Here is a 23,495-nt window from a genome sequence, read left to right as displayed (position 1 = left end):
TTCCTTTCTTAAAATTTGAAGATCGATTGAGTTATGCAACACAATTACTGATCTCAAGAAGATTCAACAACAATTTCTCTTTGGAATTGGCACCATCATATGTACGTCAAAACCTAACGTTAGAATCTTCTCAAAAGCATGATCAATTTGCAATGGGAGCAGGTGGACGTTTAAAAGTAAGCAAGCGTATGTCGATCAACTTAGATTATGTATATAATTTCAGCAGAGCAGACGATTCAGCATTTAAAAATCCATTAACAATTGGAGTGGATATTGAAACTGGTGGACACGTATTTCAATTACTATTCTCAAATGCACAATCAACCAATGAGCCAGGTTTCATTAGTAATGGAGAAGGCGATTGGGGAGATGGAGATATCTTCTTCGGATTCAACATTGTACGTGTATTCTAAAAATATATTACAAAACATACAAAACAAGCCATAACAAAAAGAGGCTTTCAAAATGCCATTGAAAGCCTGTTTTGTATGTAACTTCAAACTTCTTGCACGGCATAATTCGACAAACTACATTCAAAACAAGCTTAAAACTCATGTTAAATAGCTATATTTGAGAAGCTTCCCTAATTGCTTAAACCATTCTTGTATTGAAATAGAGATAAAGAAAGTGAAGATTTTTTTCTTTATACAAAATAGAAAAATAAAGCATAGCCTTAGTTACGGTTTCTTTTTCTATTGAAGTAGAAAGGCAAAAAGAACATTTTAATATATTAATTTCAATGTAAAAATGGTATTAATAGTGTTAAAAAAGCATAGTATCAACCTAAATAACATAGCATGCAAGAAGATTTTATTCCTTTTAAAAGTATCGGACTTTGTTTTAGTGGTGGCGGTTACCGCGCTACATTTTTCTCACTAGGAGTTGTTTCCTATTTAGAAAAAATACAATACCAAAATAAACCGTTGATCAATAATGTTGAAGCAATCAGTACCGTTAGTGGAGGAACGTTATTTGGAGTTGCGTATTCAAAAGCGGTTCAGGCTGATGATTATAACTTTAAAAACTTCTTTCAAAAATTCTACAATTCCTTTGAACCAAGTAAGGATGAACTGCTATCAACAGCGATTGCTAAATTAAATGATGACAATGTTTGGAAGGCAAATCCACATAAAAAACGATCACTCATCAATGCATTTGCACTTACATATGCAGACATGGATGTTTATAAAGGTAATTTCGAATTATTTGATGAACCAACTTCGCCAAGTTTAAAAAATGTATGTTTTAATGCAACGGATTTTTCTTTTGGATTGGTATTCCGTTTTCAAAATGAAGGAAGATTTGGGAATAATCCTTTAGGTAGATCACAAGTAACAAAAATTAAAAATGACATACAATTAGCAGATATAGTAGCATCTTCATCATGTTTCCCTTTAGGTTTTGAGCCTTTAGTTTTTCCTGATGACTATATAAAAGATCAAAACACTCCAGAATATAAGGCGGTAAAAGAATTAGATTTATTTGCTAATGGTGTCGGAATCATGGATGGTGGAATTGCTGACAATCAGGGAATAGGAAGTATGATGCGCATAAGTGAGCGTAGAAGAGACGAACGAAAGGAAATAAACATAGACGGAAAGCGTAAACGTGAATTAGATTTAATCATTGTTAGTGACGTGGCAAGTTATAAAATGACTCCGTGGAAACCTGAACCAAAAGCAACTTACGAAAGTGAAAACATAAAAACCAAAGCATCAAATATATTAAGTCATTTTGGTGTAAAACCATTGTATTGGATACTCGCATTACTTGGTATAATTATGATGGCACTGAGCTATTTTGAAGTTATCAAAGGAGAATCGTGGTCAGCTTTATATATGATTGGTGGAGTCATTACCGGAATAGGAATCATATTAACAGTTATTGGAGTTATTGCAGGAAGAATAAAAGGATCTGTACTGGATTGGATTTCTTCGATGTTTCGAAAAAATGTACCCACACCATTGGTAGATGAAGTATTGAGTTTTAAAAAACTACGTTTAGATTTAGTTCAGCGTATGCTAACAGAACGAATTAGTACGACGGTTGTAATGGTAAATGATGTGTTCTTAAAACAAATACGACGTTTAAATTATAAATATTTATACTTTAAAAAAGGAACAGAATTCAGATCTGTCACTTCAACTGTATACCAATTAAATGGAGCGAAAACAGTTTATGGAAGAACTCCGTTTAATAAAGACATTAACAAACCATCTCCAGCACTAGAAAATACTGCTTTAATTGCTTCTGAAACGCCAACAACACTTTGGTGGGATGAAACCGATATTGCTAAAGGTCGTATGGATACACTGATTGCTTGTGGTCAATTTACAACTTGTTACACTTTGATGGATTATATTATCAAACTTAAAAACAGTGACATATCGCTAACAGAACAACAAATTATTGATATTGATGAACTCTTATCATCATTAGAAAATGATTGGGAAGAATTCAACAAAAACCCATTATTCCACACTGAAACATTAAAGAGTTGATCAATAGACACTTACTTTAAAAGGCATTTTTATAAAAAAATGCCTTTTTTATTGAAAAAAATCTAAATAATTACACTTCTACAGCGGAAAAAAGCAATTTAATACGTAAATACCTTATAATATGTAAGGTAAATTAAATCAATCGTAATGCTTTATTCTTTAATTTTATAATAAGTAAGTTTCATTTAAACGAAGAAACACGTCTTTTATCGATGAAAAAATGCATTTAACCGATGTTTTTAGTGTAGTCGACTAATTACTTAAGATATCGATTTAAATGAGAGTAGCTTTATAATAGTATTGAAAATAGCCCCAGAAATATACATTTTGCCCTAAATGCTTATTTCTAAAATACGAACTGTTTTAATTGATTATTTGTCCCAAAATAATCCTTTTGAACTTAACCTAACTATCAAAAAACATGAAAAAAATCTTACACTTAATTGTGCTATGCCTACTTACATCATTTCTACAAGCACAAACTCCGGGCGTATCTATTTATTACGAACAAACTGGAGGCGATACTCGCAATTACATTGAGTACATTCCAGGGAATTTGCCAATCATTATTTCTGCACCACATGGAGGTGTACAACAATCAGGACAAACAATTGGAGGCATCTTTTATCCAGATAATGATGGTTCATTACCAGATCGTAGTTGTGGAACCAACGAACGAGATGACAATACAGATATCTTAGTAAGGGAAATTCAAAAAGAAATATTTGAACTTACAGGTTGTTATGCACACGTAATTATTAATAATCTTCATAGATCAAAACTAGATCCAAACCGTGAAGTTAATGAAGCTACTTGTGGAAACGCTAATGCAACTGATCATTGGAATGCATTTCATGGATTTATCGATCAGGCAAGTAATTCTGTAGAAGCAAACTGGGGAAAAGGGTTATACATTGATCTTCACGGACAAAGTCATTCTATTCCTAGAATAGAAGCTGGCTATAACATTACAGGAAATGAATTAGACGGATCAAATTTAAATGCCGCTGATATCATTAATAAATCTACAATTAGAAACTTAGTAAATACAAACCTTAACAATCTTTCTCATGAAGAATTAATAAGAGGAAACAATAGTTTAGGTGAATTATTTCAAAATGCTGCTGGAACATTCTATGCAAATCAAGGTCATGCAGGTTGTGGAAGTACAAATGGTTACAGAGCAGTTCCAAGTGCTACCAACAATGGTGGCGGAAGCTGCGATGATACACGTCCAAATGGAAACGCATACTTTGATGGTGATTTCTATAACAATCGTAGACACGGATCGGGTAATGGAACAAATGATGGAACTGGCGGAGCAGGAAATATTGACGGAATCATGACAGAAGTAAATAGACGTGTTCGTGATTTAGGAACGTACAATGGACAAGTATTTGATTCAAGAACACCAACATTAGTGCCTTTTGCAAAAGATTATGCAGCAGTAGTACTAAACTATATAGATGCACATTACAACAACTTTGCAATGTTTACATTCTTGTCAACGACATACACAACAACGAATCCAAATCCAACTCCAGTACTTGTTGGGTTAACAGGAGGAACGTTTTCAAGTCCTTCAGGATTAATTGTAAATGCTGCAACTGGAGAAATAGACCTTGCAAACTCTCCAACAGGAAGTCACTCTGTAATCTATACAGTTGGAACTTGTGGTTATTTTAAATTTACAAGAAACATTACAATTGTTGATGATGTAAATGGAGATATACAAGCACCAACTGATCCATCAGACTTAGTAGCAGTAAATACAACTGAAACATCTACAGACTTATCTTGGACAACTTCCACAGATGACATGGATGTTACAGCTTATGACATCTATCAAAATGATGTTCTCATTGCTTCTGTTGCAGAAGTAAACTACCTTGTTACTGGATTAACTCAAAACACAACTTACGAATTCAAAGTAATTGCGAGAGATTTAGCAGGAAACGAATCACAACCAAGTAATACAGTAATAATTACAACAAATCAAACGGTTATTCTTAACTATTGTGATTCACGAAGTACAAATGTAAATGATGAATACATAAGTAGAGTTCAGCTTGAAGCAATTGACAATACTTCTGATGCACGTTTCTATTCAGATTTTACAAATATTGCTACGGACTTAACTAGAAATGGACAATACACAATAACTGTAACTCCTACATGGACAGGTACTGTATACAACGAAGCATATTCAGTTTGGATTGACTACAACCAAGATGGAGACTTCTCAGATTCAGGCGAACAAGTTTGGACACAAGGAAATACAACAGCAGCTTCAGTTAGCGGATCATTTACGGTTCCAACAGGAATATCAAATGGAGCAACAAGAATGCGTGTTTCTATGAAATACAATGAAATTCCGACACTATGTGAAACATTCACCTATGGAGAAGTAGAAGATTACACAGTAAACATTATATCTTCTATGCCAGATACAATTGCACCAATCATTGCATTAAATGGAGACAATCCTGTTGAAATATTTGTAAATGATGTATATGTAGATGCAGGAGCAACAGCAATTGATAATATGGACGGAGACATTTCAAGTAACATTGTGGTAACTGGAACTGTAAATACAGCTGTCGCTGGAACATACACATTATTTTATAATGTTCGTGATATTGCAGGAAATAATGCTATTGAAGTAATTAGAACAGTAAATGTTGTAACTCCAGTTGATGTAACTGCTCCAGTAATTACGCTAAACGGAGACGCTACAATCAATTTAAATGTTGGAGACTTTTACACGGAACTTGGTGCTACAGCATCTGACAATGTAGATGGAAACCTAACAAATTCAATCATTACTAGCGGAACTGTAAATACAGCTGTGGCTGGAACATACACAATTCGTTACAATGTAAGTGACGCAGCTGGAAACGCCGCAACAGAAGTGACTCGTACAGTAAATGTAATTGCTGATACAACTGCACCAGTAATAACACTAAACGGAAATGCTACAATCAACCTTAACATTGGAGATTCATATACAGAACTTGGAGCAACGGCAACAGATAACATAGATGGAAATCTTACACCAAGTATTAGTGTTAGTGGAACTGTTGATACATCTACAGCCGGAACATACCAAATAACATACACGGTAAGTGATGCAGCAGGAAACACAACACAAGTAATTCGTACTATAAATGTAATTGCAGATACAATTGCACCAGTAATAACGCTGAACGGAAATACTACAATTGACTTAAATGTTGGTGAAGCATATACAGAATTAGGCGCTACTGCTACAGACAATTTAGATGGAAACCTTACAAGTGCTATCGTAACTACAGGAAATGTGAATACAGCTGTAGCTGGAACATACACAATTACCTATACAGTTAGTGATTCATCAGGAAACACAACACAAGTAACGCGTACTGTAAATGTAGTTGCAGATACAACTGCACCAGTAATTACGCTAAACGGAAATGCTACAATCAACTTAAATGTTGGAGATACATATACAGAATTAGGCGCTACTGCAACAGACAATATAGATGGAAACCTTACAAGTGCTATTGTTACTAGTGGAACTGTAAATACAGCTGTAGCTGGAACATACACAATTAGTTACAATGTAAGTGATGCAGCAGGAAACGCAGCAACACAAGTAACTCGTACCATAAATGTAAATGAAGTAAGTATTGGATGTACAAACGGAATTGATACATTTCCATACTCTGAAGGATTTGAAAATACATTAGGCGGTTGGACACAATCAACTGCTGACGATATCGATTGGACATTACTTAGTAATGGAACGCCATCACAAAATACAGGACCATCAAGTGCTATCGAAGGGAATTTCTATGCATATGTAGAAGCTTCAGGAAACGGAGCAGGATTTCCTGATAAGCAAGCTATTTTAACATCTCCATGTTTTGACTTATCAGCATTAACACAAGCTACATTTAGTTTCAACTATCATATGTACGGAACGGATATGGGAACATTAGCTGTAGAAATTAGTGAAGATAATGGTGAAAACTGGACATCACTTTGGAATCAAACTGGAAATCAAGGAAACGCTTGGCAAACAGCAAATATTGACTTAGGAGCATATGTTGGTAGCAATGTACAACTTCGATTCAATAGAGTGACTGGAAGCACGTGGAGAGCAGATATCGCAATTGATAATATTAGTTTAATAGATCAAGAAATTATTGTAGAAGGTTGTTCTGGAGGAATCAATACATTCCCATACACAGAAAGTTATGAAAACACTTTAGGAGATTGGACACAATCTTCCGCAGATGATATCAACTGGACAGTTGATGCAAACGGAACACCATCACAAAATACGGGACCTGCAAATGCTGCAAGTGGAGATTTCTACATTTTCGTAGAAGCATCAGGTAACGGAACAGGATTTCCTAACAAACAAGCAATTATCAATTCGCCTTGTTATGATTTATCAGGCGAAGCAAATGCTTCATTCAGCTTTAGCTACCACATGTTTGGATCAACTGACATGGGAACTATTGCACTAGAAGCAAGTAATGACAATGGATTATCTTGGACAACACTTTGGACTGAATCTGGAAATAAAGGAAACCAATGGCTAAGTGCAAATGTTGATCTTTCAAGTTATATTGGTGGAAGCGTACAGTTGCGTTTCAATAGAATTACTGGTGGAACTTGGCAAGCAGATGTTGCAATTGATAATATCAATCTAAACACAACATTATTACCTCGTCAAGAAACTGAAAATACGAAAGATGATACAACTGTTACTGCTGATTCTAGTGATGAAGTATTCTTTACTAAAAATACATTGACATTATATCCAAATCCAGTTCGTGGAAGTATAGTAAACATTAAACTGAATTTTGGAGCTGTAACATCCTATAGAATCATCAATTTATATGGACAGGAAGTTGCAAAAGGAAAAGAAGCAAATCAAATTAAAGTTGGTAACCTTCGATCTGGTGTGTATTTCCTTGAAGTCTTTGACGGAAACAATACACTTACCAAGAAGTTTATGAAGCAATAAATAAACCAAAAACCTTATTTATCTAAAAAGCCCAATACATTGATTGTATTGGGCTTTTTTATCGTAAAACTTAGTAAAATAAAAAGAAGATTACTTAATTGTTAAAAATGGATCCCAAGTAAACTCTGAAAAATCTTGATCATCTACAGTAAATGCAAACCTATATATTCCGCTTGTAACATTTGTTTTAGCAAGCGCGGATACAGTTCCGTCATCATTATAATCAGTTGTCATATCCGTATTTAAAATTCCAGGACTTTTGGCTGCAATTAATGTAATTTTAGTTTCATTATCAAAACCAGAAGCACTCCAAATTACAGTATCACCATTGTTTACTGTTGCGGCAAGTTCAGATGGTCCATATGGATACGTTGGATCCATTTCAGAAGGAGCGACCATGTATACACAACTTTGTACAGTTGGAGCTGGAGTTGATAATAAGCTTTGTGTGTCGATTAATATTTTAATATATCTAGTTGCCATAATTATATATGTTAGTTTCCTACTCTTTTTAAAATTGGCTTTTCGGATTTCACCAGTATCATCAAGAAAACTATGGTAGCTACTAAATCGAATATTTCTTTTTGATTACACTCCAAAATTGCACAATAAAACCATTGGTTTTTCGAAAAATACCATAAGGCAAGAATATTTGGCTATAAGAACCCGAAAATGTATGCATGAAGCATAAAAGGCGGTTTTATAAGAAATTTATAAAGAATACATTAATCATATACTATTAGCAAAACGCCCAATATAATCAATACATTGGGCGTTTTATTTTTTACTGATTCAAATCAGCTTCCGTAATTCGAAACGGATACGATTCTTGTAAAATAGTGATTTCTTCATCGGTTAATTGATCAATTTTTTTGTTGAATTTGAGTTTGCTCAACTCTTTACGCAATTCATAATACGCGCTAACTAACTCATCTTGAACCTCAATATAATTGTCATAGGTTGCTTCACGATCGGTATGAATTGCGATCACGGCTTTCTTTGGGTTATCAGACAAGGTTAGGTCTTTTTCTCCATGACAATATTCGCATGTTTCATCACCATTGTTATCAACAAAGGCTTTGATGCTTGCGCGCAATTCGTCAATGTCAATCAACTCGTTGTTTGCCATCAATTCATTATTTCGATTCAATCGAATTGTAAAAATATTCTTTTCATGCAACTCTGCGGTACAATCGACACCTTCGGGGCAAGGTCTGGGCATTACACTTTCAATTCCTTGATCATCAGGAAAAGTGGTCGTGACCAAAAAGAAAATTAATAATAAAAACGCAATGTCGGCCATAGAGCCTGCGTTTACGCCTGAAATGGTTTTTCTAGACATGTTCATAATAGTTCGGTTTTAATGTTAAGCCATATTAACATCAAAATTGATACCATAAATGCACTTAAAATTGCTAATAACGTTTTGATATTTAGGAAGATTCGCCTAGTTTTTGCATTCATTAAACCATTAATCAATGGATACTAATTTAATTTTCTAAAAAAACTTACAATGAGAGTTTTGTTTTAGGAAGTTAATTTTAAATGTTGTTTTTTCCGCTGTATAACAATTATTTTTCGTTGAAAATTTTTGAAGCCTTGGAGAAAATTTAGAAAAATAATTGTGGTTTTAATTTTCGATAGAAAAATTAAAAATACCTCTGGAAAAATTCCCTTTCTTTTGTTTCTTTTCTTTGGGAAAGCAAAGAAAATGAAAACACTACTATTTTATAATAACGAAATGGTTTATTTGAAAACACTAATATTTAATTAAAGTCATTTAAATTATTATATTTACTCAGCCAAGAGAAATTCCCTCCATTTCTCAAAAAATCATTTACCTCAGTACAAGTTCAAAAGGTATTGATGAATAATTATTGCAACCAAACGAGGTAATCCTCAAATTATTTAAATCTCGATTATCGAGTAAAACTGTACCATAATCAACCAATTCCAATAATGAAGAATTCTTTAAGAGAAAAGTTCTATTATCGTTTAGAACGCTTTATGAGCAAAGGTGGGTCATCTATCTTTTTAAGTTTACTAATCCTATTTATCTTCTCGTTTTTAGTCCTAATGGGATTACGATTACTGTTAATTACACTATTTCCTGGGCTCGATTACAACGGAAATCCATTTCGAGATATTTGGATTACATTCCTTGAAATGACGGCAACAGGAAACATGAATCAAGATAACTTAGCGCCAGCTTGGTTAAAAGTTATGACAGTAATTTCTGGTTTAACAGGAGTGATATTATTATCGATGTTAATTGGTTTTATTACAACGTCATTAAACAAAATGTTATATGAATTTAGAAAGGGTAGAGGAAAAATTATAGAATCTGATCATACACTTATCCTAGGTTGGAATGAACGCGTGGTAGATATTATTCGTGAACTAATTCTTGCCAATGAAAGCGAACGTAAAGCATGTGTGGTTATTCTTGCGGAAGCAGACAAAGAATACATGGACGATTTAATATCGAAACGTTTGCCTGATACAATGACAACTGATATTATTACAACACAAGGTGATTATGCAAACATCAACGAATTGGAACGTGTAAATGTAAAAGATTCCAAATCGATTATCATACTTGCAAACTGTACAGAAAGTGCTTCTAAAGACAAAAAAGTAGCTTCGGATGTACAATCAATCAAATCAATTTTAGCAATAACTTCGTGTCAAGGTGGTAAAAACGAATTGCCAATTGTTGCCGAAGTATTTACAGAAGAAAAACGTGAAATAATTAGTTTCTTTGAAGACGAAAATATCATAGCTATAGACAGTTGGACTATCATGGGTAAACTATTAGTTCAAACATCACTTACAAGTGGTCTAGAGATGGTTTACAATGAAATACTATCATTTGATGGTTGTGAAGTATACTTTCATGAAGATCAATGGAACAATGTAAACTTTTACGATTTAGCATACTATTTAGAAGATGGAATTCCATTAGGAACATATTCTGAAGAAGGTGGATTGATTTTACGTCCAGAACGTGATACTGTACTAAAAAACGGTGATCAAGTTGTAATTTTAGCAGAAGACGATTCAACAATAAAGTTAGGAACACATAAAAAATTCAATCCAAAATCAATTCCATTAAAAGACGAAAAACTAGAACAAGTTCAGAAGAAAATCTTAATCTTAGGTTGGCATAAAGTAGCAGAAATATTCATAGAAGAAGCAACGGATTATCTTATTGAAAATTCTGAATTTGACATACTATTCCACAAACCAACGGAAGAATTATTGGAAATGATTGCTAGTTTGCAAGAAGAATATCCTGAATTTAAAATCAATTTGATTGATTCAAACCCTTTAGCAATAGAATGTTTAGAAGAAATAAATCCTTCTAACTATGATAATGTGATTGTATTATCGCAAAGTATGAAGGAGGAAAGTGCTGATAAAATTGATTCTGATACGTTAATAATTCTATTAATGTTACGAAAAATAATTACTGATTTTGAAAACACACATTTACTTACGCAAGTATTAAACTCTGAAAATCAAGAAATTATAAATCAGACTGATGTAGATGATTTCATTATTAGTAACAAGCTAATCACAATGATTTTAGCACAACTGAGCGAAGAACCATTAATCAAAACATTCTACGATGATATCTTTTCAGAAGATGGAAGTGAAATATATGTAAAGCCAACCACATTATACTTTGAAGAATTCCCACAGAAAATCACCTTTGCAGAAGCAATGGAAATAGCCAACAAACGTGATGAAATTTGTTTAGGAATCCGAAAAGGTGATTTGAGTAAAGATGTAGCATCTAATTTTGGTGTAACACTCAATTTAGAAAAAGATGCACAAATAGAACTTACTGAACACGATTTCTTGGTTGTTTTATCTGAAGATGAGTTATAGCTTACAATTTATAAATGACGACAACAAAAATGCTTTTTATACAATAGATTTTTTTTTAATTACAAGCTTACTAGTAGTTTTAGTAAATAATTTAATCATAAAAATTTATAATTATGAAAAGTAAAAAGTTAAAGAAAATCGCATTAAACAAAAGAGTAATTTCTACATTATCATTAGGGAATGTAAAAGGAGGAAAGACTACTGTTGAACCACCAATAGGAACTATTGACCCAACAACATTTCTGTCTACATATTGTGCTGACACAAGAAATGATTATACCTGTCATTATTTTTGTACAGTTGCCTAATAAAACTAAAGGCGAACTTCGGTTCGTTTTTTATATCTCTTAATGTTTTTAATTTAAAAAATTTTTCTTGTAAAAATGATAAATAAATTAGTACAAATGTTTAATTTATAAACATTGATTATGATAAGTATTCTTACATAGAATAATTTTTTTTAAACATTAAAAGATGTATTTTTCGTAAATAAATTAACAATAATATTTAAAATCATGAAAAGTAAGCATTTAAAGAAAATTACATTAAACAAAAGATCAATCTCTACATTAACATCAGGGAATGTAAAAGGTGGAGCAACAACTTTTGAACCTATAAAAATTGATACAGAGACATTCAAATCTTCGTATTGTGCAAACACAGTAAATGATTATACGTGTACGTATTGTACAGTTGCCTAAAACACATGCATTTGACGTAATTCTAATTTAAAAGGTATTGAGAAATGTCGTTTGAATAGAATGAAATTTATGTCAAACTCAAGGTAATACTAAATTTAAGCGAACTTCGGTTCGCTTTTTTTATGGAATCAATTTCAAAGTAATAATCATAAAATGATACAACCTTTGATTCATAAATCGTAGGCTATAACTGTTGTTTCTAGTTTTTGACTGACTTAATTTCACATCATTATTAATTTTTTAAAACATTTATTATGAAAAAAAGAAAGTCAAAATTAAACTTATCAAAGAAAGTAATCTCAACGTTACAAACGAGCATTATCAATGGAGGTAGAAAACCAAAATCGGGATATGCTTCATGTGATAGCCTGTTAGAACAAACGTTTACAGAATGTTAAACATGAATTAATGATTTTTGTTTGCCAATAGTTGAATATTTGCCAAAGCAGCATGTAGACCATGATTGGAAGAAATTCTGATCATGGTTTTGTAGTTTATAAAAGTGTGCTAAAAAAGTGTGAAATAGAAGATAAACCATCTGAAATTCCAGTAATAATGCTTAAATCACTATTCATTCCTTTCAAAACAATATAAATCACAAACAGTGCATACAAGCTAATCAATAAGTATCCATGTGACTTTCGAATGGTTTTTGGGACTAAATAAATAAAGAACGCTACAATTGTTACAATCAATAATAATACACGCAACTGTCCAACGTTTTCAAGCGTTCCAGGACTCATCGTAATTGGTCCGTACATCAACGTAAATAAAAATAACGGGAAACCAAGTGCAAAACAAATATCAAAAATATTACTTCCAAGCGCATTGGCTACAGCGTCATCATAATTTCCTTTCATAGCATCTTTCCATGAAATAATTGTATCTGGTACACTTGTAGCTGCGGAAGCTAACACAACAGATACAAAGTAAATTGGCATTCCAATTGCTTCTCCAAACTGTTCGCAAGCTTCTACCAACCAATAACATGCAATTCCTATAAAAAACACGGAAACAAGCATTAACAACCATGCTTTTCCAGTAGTAATTGTTCCATTTCCTAAAACGGTTGTTGCAAAATCTCCTTTACAAAATGCCACCATTCTATTGCCACCATCAGCTTCTGCTTCATACTCATTATCTACATCACCAGAACCTTGACTCGTTAGCATGTATGTAATATAAACCATATACAAAAGCATCAATACCAAACCGTGATACCAATGTAATTCTGTTCCTGTGATCAGTAAAATCAATACAATTTCACATAAAATCAAGGAAATTCCGTCTCGTTTTATCACTTTCTTAGAAACATCAATTCGATCTACAATTCCTTTTCCAATCACAGCCATAATTACAACTGCAGGAATAATCATTGCATTAAAAACGGCACTTCCGGCTGTGGTTCCAATTCCACCAGAAAAACCATCTTTATCTTTTAAAACGAATAAAAAGAATAATGTAGTAAATAATTCAGGTAAACTACTTCCAATGGCATTAATTGTAGCTCCTTTGATTCCTTCTTTCATATTCCGACCTAAGTAATCGGATGCCATTTCAAAGCCATCACAAGCTCTCCAAATAACAATACAGGTAATAAAAATTAAGCCTAATGAGGAAACTATTGCCATTAATATTTTTGTTTGAATTACAAATTTAGAGATTTAAACACACATTAAATAATTTAGTTGTGATTATGTATAATTATAAATAATGTAAGTCAGCCTGTGCTGAACTAGATTCAGTATTCTTTGGGAAAGCAAAGAAAACGAAAGTAGAAACATGAAAATTTATAATCACACTTAAGGCAATTCCCATTGAAATTTATCAGCTATTGTAAGCCAGTCGGTTGGAAATAGGCATTGAATAACAATCTCTTTTTCTAAAAAAGGATGCTGAAATGATAGGGAAGAAGCGTGCAAAAACAAATTGTGCATATCAAATTCAGCTTGAAACATTCGATTATGAAAGCGATCGCCATACTTTGGATCGCCAATTAATGGATGATTTATTTTGTTTAAATGAACTCGTAACTGATGCATACGACCAGTTTTTGGAAGTAACTTCACTAAGCTATAGCGCGATTCAGGAAACGGTTTCACAGGAATTGGAAGCGTAATACTTGCTAACGTTTCAAAATGTGTCAATGCTTCTTTATGGACGTTTGCATCTCTTCCTTTTACAGGAGAATCAATACGTCCGCTCTTTGGCGAAAACCCTCGCACAATGCCATAATATACTTTCTGAATCTGATCGGAAGTAAACAATGCTTGAAATTTTGCAACAAACTCTTTTTGCTTTGCACACAGCACAATGCCCGAAGTTTTTCTATCTAAGCGATGAATCGGAAAAAAATGCTTGTCAAACTTTTCATGTAACAAACCAACTAACGTTTTCTCATCTGACTGATTTCGAGCCATAAACGAATGATGAACCAACATATTATTGGGTTTCGCAACTGCAATTACAAAATCATCTTCGTACAAAATCATGTGCAATGATAAAAAATAGGATTCAGTACTTTCAATAAAAACTATGAAAACTATAAAAAGTATCTTTTTTCTTCTTTTCAAAAAGGGGAAAAATCCTGAGACAAATAAATCCTCCATTTTCTAAATAATAGTATATTTAAAAACCAATTAACATTTTAGCATGCGAAGTTTATATAGCAAAGGACCCACAAAAGTTCCTACTGGATTTACCAATCCTACAAAATCTTTCACAAAACACGTTTGGTTCGCCATTATCGGACTCATCTTATTTATCGGATTGTACATTTTACTAACCGTTTGGTTTGGGAAACTTGCGTACAATTTATTTACCAGTCCTGAAGGTAACTTTTGGGATATATTACTCGGAATTGGATTTGCATTTCTATCACTATTCATGCTAAAATCACTCTTCTTTTTAAACAAAAGAGAAGAAAATCCATTGCATAAATTCCTAACAGAAAAAGAAGAACCTGTACTATTCGATTATTTATACAAACTTGCTGATGAAGCTGGCGCGCCACGTCCACACAAAGTATTTCTAACAGATAGAGTAAATGCAAGTGTTTCGTATGATATATCACTAATCAATTTATTATTTCCTTCAAAGAAAAATTTAGAAATTGGTTTAGGCGCTATTAATGTATTGAGTTTAGGTGAACTAAAAGCAGTGTTAGCACACGAATTTGGGCACTTTGCACAACGTTCCATGTTGTTAGGTCGATATGTATATGTAGCGCAACAAATTGCTGCTAGAATTGTTGGAAAACGAGATGTATTTGATAGTTTATTATCCGGGCTTTCTAGTTTTGACATCAGATTAGCATGGATTGGTTGGATACTTTCAATCTTAGTTTGGGCAATTCGTTCGTTGGTAGAAACCTGTTTTAGTATTGTAATGATGGCAGAACGCGCATTATCACGTGAAATGGAATTTCAAGCCGATTTGGTTGCGGTTTCCCTTACGGGAAGTGACGCGTTAATTCATGCATTATACAAACTTCAAATTGCAGATGAAGCCTATGATAACGCAATAAATATTACAAATTCAGAGCTTGGTTCGCAAAAAGCAGTTTCAGATTTATACGTATTACAATCAAACTATATTGATAAAATGCGTCAAATATTGGACGAACCAGCATACGGACTTTCGCCAGAAGTTCCTTCGTTTAATGCGGCTTCGCACAGAATCTTCACATCACGAAAATACAATCCGCCAAAAATGTGGGCAACGCATCCAGCTGATAATGATCGTGAAAACAATGCAAAGAAAAAATATATTAAAGCTGATATTGACAGCAGATCGTCGTGGGATTTATTTTCAAATCCAACACAATTACGAGAAGAAATGACTGCGAGTTTGATACAAACTGCAAAAGTAGAAATCAAATCTAAAAATACTGATGAAGAAAGTATAGTCAGTCAAAATAAACAAAACTTTGATTGGTCATTCTTAGCGTCAAAATATCACTCAGCATTCTTTCGCCGATATCCGTTTACGAACTTTAAAACCGTAAATGACATATACACAGACATGTATCCGTTTTCAATTGAAAAAATATTTAACGAAATATATCCGAAAGAACTAGCTTCAAAAATAAATCAACTGAAAGAAATTGAAGAAGAACGAGAAGCGTTATTAGTTTCTCAAAATGAAGTAGTTACTGCGGAAAAACGATTGTTGTATCATAGAGGTGAACAAATCAAGCGAAGTGATATTCCTGACATTTTAGAAGCTATAAAAACTCAAGAAAAAGAAATTCGTGATGAAGTAAGCTTGCACGATCAAAAATGTAGAACGGTTCATTACAAAGCTGCAAAAAGTTTAGCAAATGGTTGGGATCGCCAGTTAGATAATCTAAATAAAATTCTACATTACACAGAACATACAGTTACTAATATTGATGATTGTGGAGGAAAATTTCATAACATTCTAATTATGGCGTTGGCTGATGGAAGGATTACATCTTCAGAACTTACTGATATTATTGCAGTTGGAACAGAATATTATCACATTATACGAAGAGTTTACGATCAGGCAGAAACGATTCGTTTGGATAGTAATTTATTAACAAAGCTGAATGTTTTAACTTTCTTTGAATTATTTCAAAAATTTGATTTTCCACCACCAATGGAAGAGAATATCAACGAATGGGTAAATCATGTAGACAGTTGGGCAAACTTGGCAAAAAGTGCATTAATGCAACTTCGTAATGTAGCGTTGGAAGAATTATTACAAACCGAAGAACGTGTAAAAGAAGCATATTTGTACAACAAAACGTTAGAGCCAGTTTCTAGTTATAAAGTAACCTTAGTAGATGAATATTCGGTGTTAACGCCAGGAATGGAACGACCAAGACGACGAAAACTCGATTTTTGGTCACGCTTTTTCATTGGAGATGGATTGTTTCATTCCATTTCAAAATTTGCAGTTTCTGGCGCAATTCTATTTGCAGCATTATACTTTGGAGCGCGTTCGTATGCAACAACGATGTTTGTGTACAATGGATTAAGTATTCCAATTACGGTTCAATATGAAGATGGAACTGTAAATGTATCTCCAAATGATTATCGTGAAATTGATGTTAATTATGGAAAAGATTACTTGTTCAAAGCCCTAACAAAAAATACAAATAAAGCAATTGATAGTGTACAAAGTGATTTCTCTGGGAGATCATCAAAATACATATACAATGTTGCAAATGCAGCAGTATTAATGCATTCGCCTATATATTACGGGAACAATGTGCCAACTCCAAAAGTTGATTATTCAAAAACAGACAAATGGATTGGAACAGATGCAGATTATGTCTTAGAAGATGGACCAAATACAATATCTTCTAGTTCAACACAAAGTGTCATTACAAAACATGTTTTAATGGCGTATAGTGATGTTAATCCTATGGGAATTATCTCTTCTTTAGATGATAAAACACAATATAAAGAAATCATTAATGCACATATATTGTGGGATGATAAAAAGTCGCTATATACGATGACATGGTTGAGTTTATCAGCTATGACAGAGGATGCAACGGATATCTTAAACAAACGATTGGAAAACTATCCAGATGATGTAATGTCGCTCAGAGCTTTATATGACGCGTCAGATTCCATTCAAAAACTAAAACTAGCGGACAAATTCAGGAAAATTTCAAGTGATATTCCAAATGATCCCGATTACTTCTATTTGGCAACTCGAACCATAAAAGATGATGTACAAGAAAATGAAGCATTTATCAAAGGGCATGAAAAATGGAAATCGCATCCTTGGTTAGCGTTTGCAAGTGCTTTTTCATATGCAAATAATGAACAATGGCAAAAAGCCTATGATGCTTTTGTTGTAGTATCAGAAACAAATATTTCACTTGCAGAAGCAGTTTCTATGGATGCGGAACGTGTACGTAGATTATTAATTCATATGCCAAATACAACAGTAAGTTCGTCACCAATTATAGAATCGCAACGACTAAAATACTTTGAAAATTTAGAAAACGGAACCCTTGAAAATAGTATGTCCGATTCGTATAATGTATATTCACTTTTAGCAAGAGGTGAAACGTTAAAAGCATACAATTTCAGTAAACGCCATCCAGATCAACATCCGTATGCATTACGATTAATAGGTGCTTCAAAACATGCAACCACTCAAATCATCAATGAAGCTTTAGCACTTTCAAGTGAAGAAGGAGTCAATGAAACTACAGTTTGGTCAGCAATTGGTTTAGCGATTCAAAATGGAAAACCATATGATGCGTATGTAAACTATATGAAAGATTTTATTGATGTTAATATTGTCAAAGAATTTATTAGATATACAAAGGCAAAACAATACAAAAGAGCTGAGGAAGCAATTATCGGAATTGATTTTAGAACAAAAGCAAACTTCTACACACTCGGAAATATCATGCTAAAAGAAAAAGCACCAACAACTTGGAAGAAAAAAATGGTTCGATTACTATATGCAGATGAACATCCGTTTTTGTACAAAAAACTATAGTTGATTTTGGTATTAGAATAAGGGAAATTTAAGTGCTATCTTTACAATTCGTAAAAGAATTGCTAAAAATGAAACTCAATATACAAGATACATTCAACAAAGAATTACCATCTGATCCTAACAAAAACAATACACAACGTAAAGTGTTTGAAGCCTGTTATTCGTTTGTAACACCACGAATTCCTTCGAACCCAAAAATGATGCACGTTGCAGATGAAGTTGCTGAAATGCTAGACTTAGAACGTGAAACAAACTCAGAAGATTTTTTAAATACATTCTCAGGAAAATCAGTCTACCCAAAAACATCTCCGTATGCCATGTGTTATGGCGGACATCAATTTGGGCATTGGGCAGGACAATTAGGTGATGGAAGAGCAATCAATTTAACCGAAATTCGTGCAAATGGACAACGTTGGACATTACAACTCAAAGGAGCAGGAGAGACGCCATATTCAAGAACTGCAGACGGTTTTGCAGTATTACGTTCATCAATCCGTGAACATTTATGTAGCGAAGCAATGCACTATTTGTGCGTTCCAACTACACGTTCGTTATCAATTGCCTTAACAGGTGATGAAGTCTTGCGAGACATGCTATACGATGGAAATCAAGAATACGAAAAAGGCGCTGTGGTGTGCAGAGTTGCGCAAAGTTTTATCCGTTTTGGAAACTTTCAAATCTTTGCTGCACGAAAAGACACTGTAAATCTTCAAAAGTTAACGGATTATACCATTGGACATTTTCACAAAGACATTCAATCTGAAGGAAAAGAAAAATACATTGCATTCTTTCAAAAAGTAGTCAATTCATCGCTAGAAATGGTCTTGCATTGGCAACGTGTCGGTTTTGTACATGGTGTGATGAACACGGATAATATGTCAATTCTTGGTCTAACGATAGATTATGGACCATATGGTTGGTTAGAAGGCTACGATCCAAATTGGACGCCAAATACAACGGACAGTCAACATCATCGCTATGCATACGGAAATCAGCCAGGCATTGTACTTTGGAACTTAGTTCAATTGGCAAATGCGTTGTATCCACTGATTGAAGAAGCTAAACCGTTGGAAGCTATTCTTGAAAGCTATCAAACGAATTTTGATAAGAAATATGTAGAAATGATGTCTCAAAAGATCGGTCTAGCCGAAATAAACGCTGACGTAGAACAACTTATTGAAGACTTAGAGCAAAATTTACAATTGACAGAAACGGATATGACAATTTTCTTCCGTGAATTGCCACGTGTTCAAAAGAAAAATACGTCACAAGAAGCATTTCAAAAAATACACAAAGCATTCTACAAACCTTTAGAACTCGCAGGATCAGTCACAGATGCTTGGACAACTTGGTTTACAAAATACCTTGAACGCTTGCAAATAGAAACAGACAGAGACGAAACCAGAAAGTTTAAAATGTATGAAGTAAATCCAAAATTTGTTTTACGAAATTACATGGCGCAAAAAGCAATTAATGCTGCTGACAAAGGAGATTACACAGTATTAAGCGAATTATATGAAGTATTAAAACGTCCATATAACGAACAACCAGAATATGAACAATGGTACGCAAAACGACCAGAATGGGCACGAAACAAAGTAGGTTGCTCTATGTTATCATGCAGTTCGTAATGTTTTTACTATTTGTTAGACTAAAGCATAGATTTCGATACAAAATTCTTTCAATTCGACTGATGTCGATGTGATAGAATTTCACTCAATCTGACGTTAATTAGTAATGAAACTCGTCAATTCGAGTGATTTTTATTGTTTCATGTAGTGAAAAAATAAAAATTGTATCGAGAATATTTTAGTTATACAAAGAAATATTAAATCGTGATGATTTATTAAAATATAAAACCAATGAAAAGTACAAAGCTCCAAATAGAAAATGCAAAAGGTCATAAACTAAACGCATTTTTAGAATTACCCGCAAATCAAAAACCAAATTACTATGCTATTTTTGCGCATTGTTTTACGTGTAGCAGTACATTAAGCGCCGTACGAAACATTAGTAATACACTTACTACACATGGTTTTGGTGTGGTTCGTTTCGATTTTACAGGTTTGGGTAGGAGTGAAGGTGAATTTTCGGAAAGTCACTTTTCAGGAAACGTTTCTGATTTAATAGCGGTTCAACAATACATGAAAGATAACTATGAAGCACCTTGTTTATTGGTCGGACATTCGCTTGGCGGTGCCGCGGTTTTAGTTGCTGCTTCGCAATTAGATGATATCAAAGCAGTTGCAACGATTGGAGCGCCTTCAACGGTAAGTCATGTAAAACATTTATTCTCGCATGATGCACACCAAATTCCTGAAGATACAAACGTACAAGTAAATATTGGCGGAAGACCTTTTACGATCAATAATGAATTTGTTTCTGATTTTGATAAAACAGACTTGCCAAAAACGGTTAAAAACTTACGCAAACCTTTGTTAATACTGCATTCTCCAACGGATTCAATAGTTGGAATTGAAAACGCAAAGGAATTATATCATCATGCACATCATCCAAAAAGTTTTGTTTCTTTAGATAATGCAGATCATTTATTAACGAATGCAAAAGATAGTCGTTATGCCGGAAATATGATAGGAACGTGGGTTGAACGTTATTTTCCAAAGCAAGAAAATGAAATGTTGGATACGGAAGGAGAACATTTAGTTGGTCATTTAAATTTGATTGAAGATAATTTTACTACGAAGATCCAGACGAAAAACCACGATATGATTGCGGACGAACCTATTTCTTTCGGTGGAAATGATTTTGGACCTTCGCCATATCAATACTTATATGCAGGTTTGGCAGCATGTACAACGATGACATTAAAAATGTACGCCGATCGAAAAGGTTGGGATTTACGTGAAGTATTCGTGTACATTTCACATAGTAAAAAGAAAAATACGGAACTTGGCATTGAACTAGAAAAACCAACACGACTTGATTTTATTACTAAAAAACTAAAATTCGTTGGTGATCTTTCAGATGAACAAAAGCAACGTCTAAAAGAAATTGCAGCAAAATGTCCTGTTCACAAAACATTGGCAGGACAAGTGGTTTTTGAAAGTGAAGTGATTTAGACTTCTTGGATTGTTACATTTATGTTTTATGTGATGCTGAATCAAGCTCAGCATCACATAATCGCAAGTTTATTTCTTTGTTTGTTCTTCTTTTCTCCAGAATTCAAATTTCATATAAAGTAAAGTCACTGCTGGTTTTCCACCTTTTTTTATTCCTTGTACAGCCAATTTTAAAATAGCGCCATCTTTAGGTTTGTAAACCATCATAAAAGCTGACCTAGCGTATTGAGTTCCACATCTTTTATCTCCGCCAGCTTCTTCTCCAGCTTTTAATGCCAGCATTAAGCGTTCTGACAAAGTTTTATCTCTATTTTCATCAAATGCTTTGTATGCTTTTGAAACAACCTGGCTTCCAGGAAGAATATTTCCCATAACGGCAAAATCATTACCTAGTTGTGATCCATTCCAATCTTTGATTTTTGATCCAGAATATACAAGTGGTTTTGATTCTGAATCCAAAACAATCAATCCATATTGTTGTCTTTCAGGGTTAAACTTATCATTTTTGAGTTCCTTAAGTATTTCGTTTAATGAAATGCCCTTATTCATCAACTCTACAGCTTTCATTCGTGCAAAATAGTCGCTTCCAGCCTGAACCACAATAGCGCCTTTTCCTGGTACAATTGAGGCAATTCCTGAGACATCAAAAGTACAAGAAGCACCTACAATACCAATTTCGCCAGTTTTACGATCTACGGCAATTATAGACCAAGTTGCATAGCAATGTGTAGAAAAGATAGTTAAGAATAAAATTAGCAAAAAGATAGATTTTTTGTTCATCATTTGTTGGTTTAGCGTTAATAATATCTAAAAGACGAACCAAACTTTTGGATGTGGCAAATTTTAATAAAAATAAGTAAATCAAATTCAAAATAATAAAATATAAAATAGTCATAAATCTTTCAAAACCATTGACATCATTACGTTTGTTAAAGTTGGTTAAAAACGTTAAATCGATTATAACTAAGATGGTTAAACATATAAAAACTACTTCTTTTGTTTAAAACAATTTAAATTTTAAACAATGAAAAGACTATTACTTATTACTATGATGACAATTTTTGGATTCATAAATGTTAATGCACAAGATGTTGAATTTGGAGCTAAAGTTAACATCAACTTTGGATCACTTTATGGAGACAACACCGGAAATATTGATCCTATAGTTAGTATTATTAATTTTGGTTTTTATTCAGAAATACCACTTAATGAAAAGTTTTCTTTTCAACCAGAATTAATGTATTCAACGCAAGGTTTTAGTGTTAACGACAAGATAACAACACTAAATTATCTGAATCTACCATTAATGGGGAAATACTATTTAACAAAAAAAATAAGTATCGAAGCTGGTCCACAAATTGGTTATTTACTTTCTGCTAAAGGTCCTACGAGCAATACAAAAGACAATTTTAAAGCATTAGATTTTGGTGTAAATTTTGGTATAGGATATAAACTTAATAACGGATTGAACTTTGGTGCACGATACAATTTGGGATTATCAAACATTAATGATGTAAGTGGTTCATCAAATAAACTTAGAAATGGAACAGTACAATTTTCTGTTGGCTATTCCTTCTTTTAAAGTATACATAAAATTGGCTCTTATCAGTATTTAATAACTGTAGAGCCAATTATATATTATATTAGTAAGCCAAATTTATTATTGCTTTATCACTTTCTCTTGAAGTATGATGTTTCCAGCTGAGTTATATGCTTTTATAAAGTAAATTCCAGTTTGTAAGTTTGGAAGTTTGATTGTTTTTTGACTTGAATTAAATCCCCTTGCTAGTGCGAGTTTGTAACTCGTACCGAT

Annotated in this window: 16 protein-coding genes; 11 read left to right on the top strand and 5 right to left on the bottom strand. The window is 33.2% G+C overall.

Going from position 1 to position 23,495, the window contains the following annotated elements; translation table 11 throughout:
- The 3 genes from ACUUYC_RS19475 to ACUUYC_RS19465 all read left to right on the top strand — a co-directional run.
- On the top strand, positions 1-413 hold a 413-nt coding region (locus ACUUYC_RS19475), incomplete at its 5' end, for a DUF5777 family beta-barrel protein (RefSeq protein WP_474268493.1).
- A 384-nt stretch (positions 414-797) separates the two neighbouring features.
- Positions 798-2,501: a patatin-like phospholipase family protein gene (locus ACUUYC_RS19470; RefSeq protein ID WP_474268491.1), complete on the top strand. Its 1,704-nt coding sequence runs from the start codon at positions 798-800 to the stop codon at positions 2,499-2,501.
- A 421-nt stretch (positions 2,502-2,922) separates the two neighbouring features.
- The gene (locus ACUUYC_RS19465) at positions 2,923-7,518 is read left to right on the top strand and encodes an immunoglobulin-like domain-containing protein (protein WP_474268489.1); all 4,596 of its coding nucleotides are present in this window, start codon (positions 2,923-2,925) and stop codon (positions 7,516-7,518) included.
- Positions 7,519-7,608: 90 nt separating this feature from the next.
- On the opposite strand, the gene ACUUYC_RS19460 is transcribed toward ACUUYC_RS19465, so the two are convergent.
- Positions 7,609-8,001, bottom strand: a complete 393-nt coding sequence (locus ACUUYC_RS19460; protein ID WP_474268487.1) for a hypothetical protein — start codon at positions 7,999-8,001, stop codon at positions 7,609-7,611.
- A gap of 301 nt (positions 8,002-8,302) precedes the next feature.
- Positions 8,303-8,860, bottom strand: a complete 558-nt coding sequence (locus ACUUYC_RS19455) for an ExbD/TolR family protein (RefSeq protein WP_474268485.1) — start codon at positions 8,858-8,860, stop codon at positions 8,303-8,305.
- 617 nt (positions 8,861-9,477) lie between these two features.
- Between ACUUYC_RS19455 and ACUUYC_RS19450 the strand changes: the two genes are divergently transcribed.
- From ACUUYC_RS19450 to ACUUYC_RS19435, 4 genes are all read left to right on the top strand, one after another.
- Positions 9,478-11,412: a CASTOR/POLLUX-related putative ion channel gene (locus tag ACUUYC_RS19450; RefSeq protein WP_474268484.1), complete on the top strand. Its 1,935-nt coding sequence runs from the start codon at positions 9,478-9,480 to the stop codon at positions 11,410-11,412.
- Between the two features lie 113 nt (positions 11,413-11,525).
- A complete protein-coding gene (locus tag ACUUYC_RS19445; protein WP_474268482.1) occupies positions 11,526-11,720 on the top strand; it encodes a hypothetical protein in 195 nt (64 codons plus the stop codon).
- Between the two features lie 207 nt (positions 11,721-11,927).
- On the top strand, positions 11,928-12,113 hold the full coding sequence (locus ACUUYC_RS19440; protein ID WP_474268479.1) for a hypothetical protein: 186 nt from the start codon (positions 11,928-11,930) through the stop codon (positions 12,111-12,113).
- Positions 12,114-12,367: 254 nt separating this feature from the next.
- A complete protein-coding gene (locus ACUUYC_RS19435; RefSeq protein ID WP_474268478.1) occupies positions 12,368-12,511 on the top strand; it encodes a hypothetical protein in 144 nt (47 codons plus the stop codon).
- Between the two features lie 96 nt (positions 12,512-12,607).
- On the opposite strand, the gene ACUUYC_RS19430 is transcribed toward ACUUYC_RS19435, so the two are convergent.
- Both ACUUYC_RS19430 and ACUUYC_RS19425 read right to left on the bottom strand, forming a co-directional pair.
- A complete protein-coding gene (locus ACUUYC_RS19430; protein ID WP_474268477.1) occupies positions 12,608-13,744 on the bottom strand; it encodes a sodium:calcium antiporter in 1,137 nt (378 codons plus the stop codon).
- Between the two features lie 171 nt (positions 13,745-13,915).
- Positions 13,916-14,605, bottom strand: coding sequence for a pseudouridine synthase (locus ACUUYC_RS19425; RefSeq protein WP_474268475.1), 690 nt, complete (start codon positions 14,603-14,605; stop codon positions 13,916-13,918).
- Between the two features lie 160 nt (positions 14,606-14,765).
- Between ACUUYC_RS19425 and ACUUYC_RS19420 the strand changes: the two genes are divergently transcribed.
- From ACUUYC_RS19420 to ACUUYC_RS19410, 3 genes are all read left to right on the top strand, one after another.
- Positions 14,766-18,602, top strand: a complete 3,837-nt coding sequence (locus ACUUYC_RS19420) for a M48 family metallopeptidase (protein WP_474268474.1) — start codon at positions 14,766-14,768, stop codon at positions 18,600-18,602.
- A gap of 68 nt (positions 18,603-18,670) precedes the next feature.
- Positions 18,671-20,233 (top strand): protein adenylyltransferase SelO, encoded by a 1,563-nt coding sequence (locus ACUUYC_RS19415; RefSeq protein ID WP_474268472.1) that lies wholly within the window; start codon positions 18,671-18,673, stop codon positions 20,231-20,233.
- Positions 20,234-20,464: 231 nt separating this feature from the next.
- Positions 20,465-21,682, top strand: a complete 1,218-nt coding sequence (locus ACUUYC_RS19410; RefSeq protein ID WP_474268471.1) for a bifunctional alpha/beta hydrolase/OsmC family protein — start codon at positions 20,465-20,467, stop codon at positions 21,680-21,682.
- A 69-nt stretch (positions 21,683-21,751) separates the two neighbouring features.
- Here ACUUYC_RS19410 and ACUUYC_RS19405 read toward each other — a convergent pair whose 3' ends face one another.
- Positions 21,752-22,465, bottom strand: a complete 714-nt coding sequence (locus ACUUYC_RS19405; protein WP_474268469.1) for a DUF1028 domain-containing protein — start codon at positions 22,463-22,465, stop codon at positions 21,752-21,754.
- A gap of 241 nt (positions 22,466-22,706) precedes the next feature.
- Between ACUUYC_RS19405 and ACUUYC_RS19400 the strand changes: the two genes are divergently transcribed.
- Positions 22,707-23,264: a porin family protein gene (locus ACUUYC_RS19400; protein WP_474268468.1), complete on the top strand. Its 558-nt coding sequence runs from the start codon at positions 22,707-22,709 to the stop codon at positions 23,262-23,264.
- The last annotated feature ends 231 nt before the right edge of the window (positions 23,265-23,495 follow it).

The organism is Kordia sp. E (genome assembly GCF_056033805.1).
This window is presented reverse-complemented; position numbering and strand designations above follow the sequence as displayed.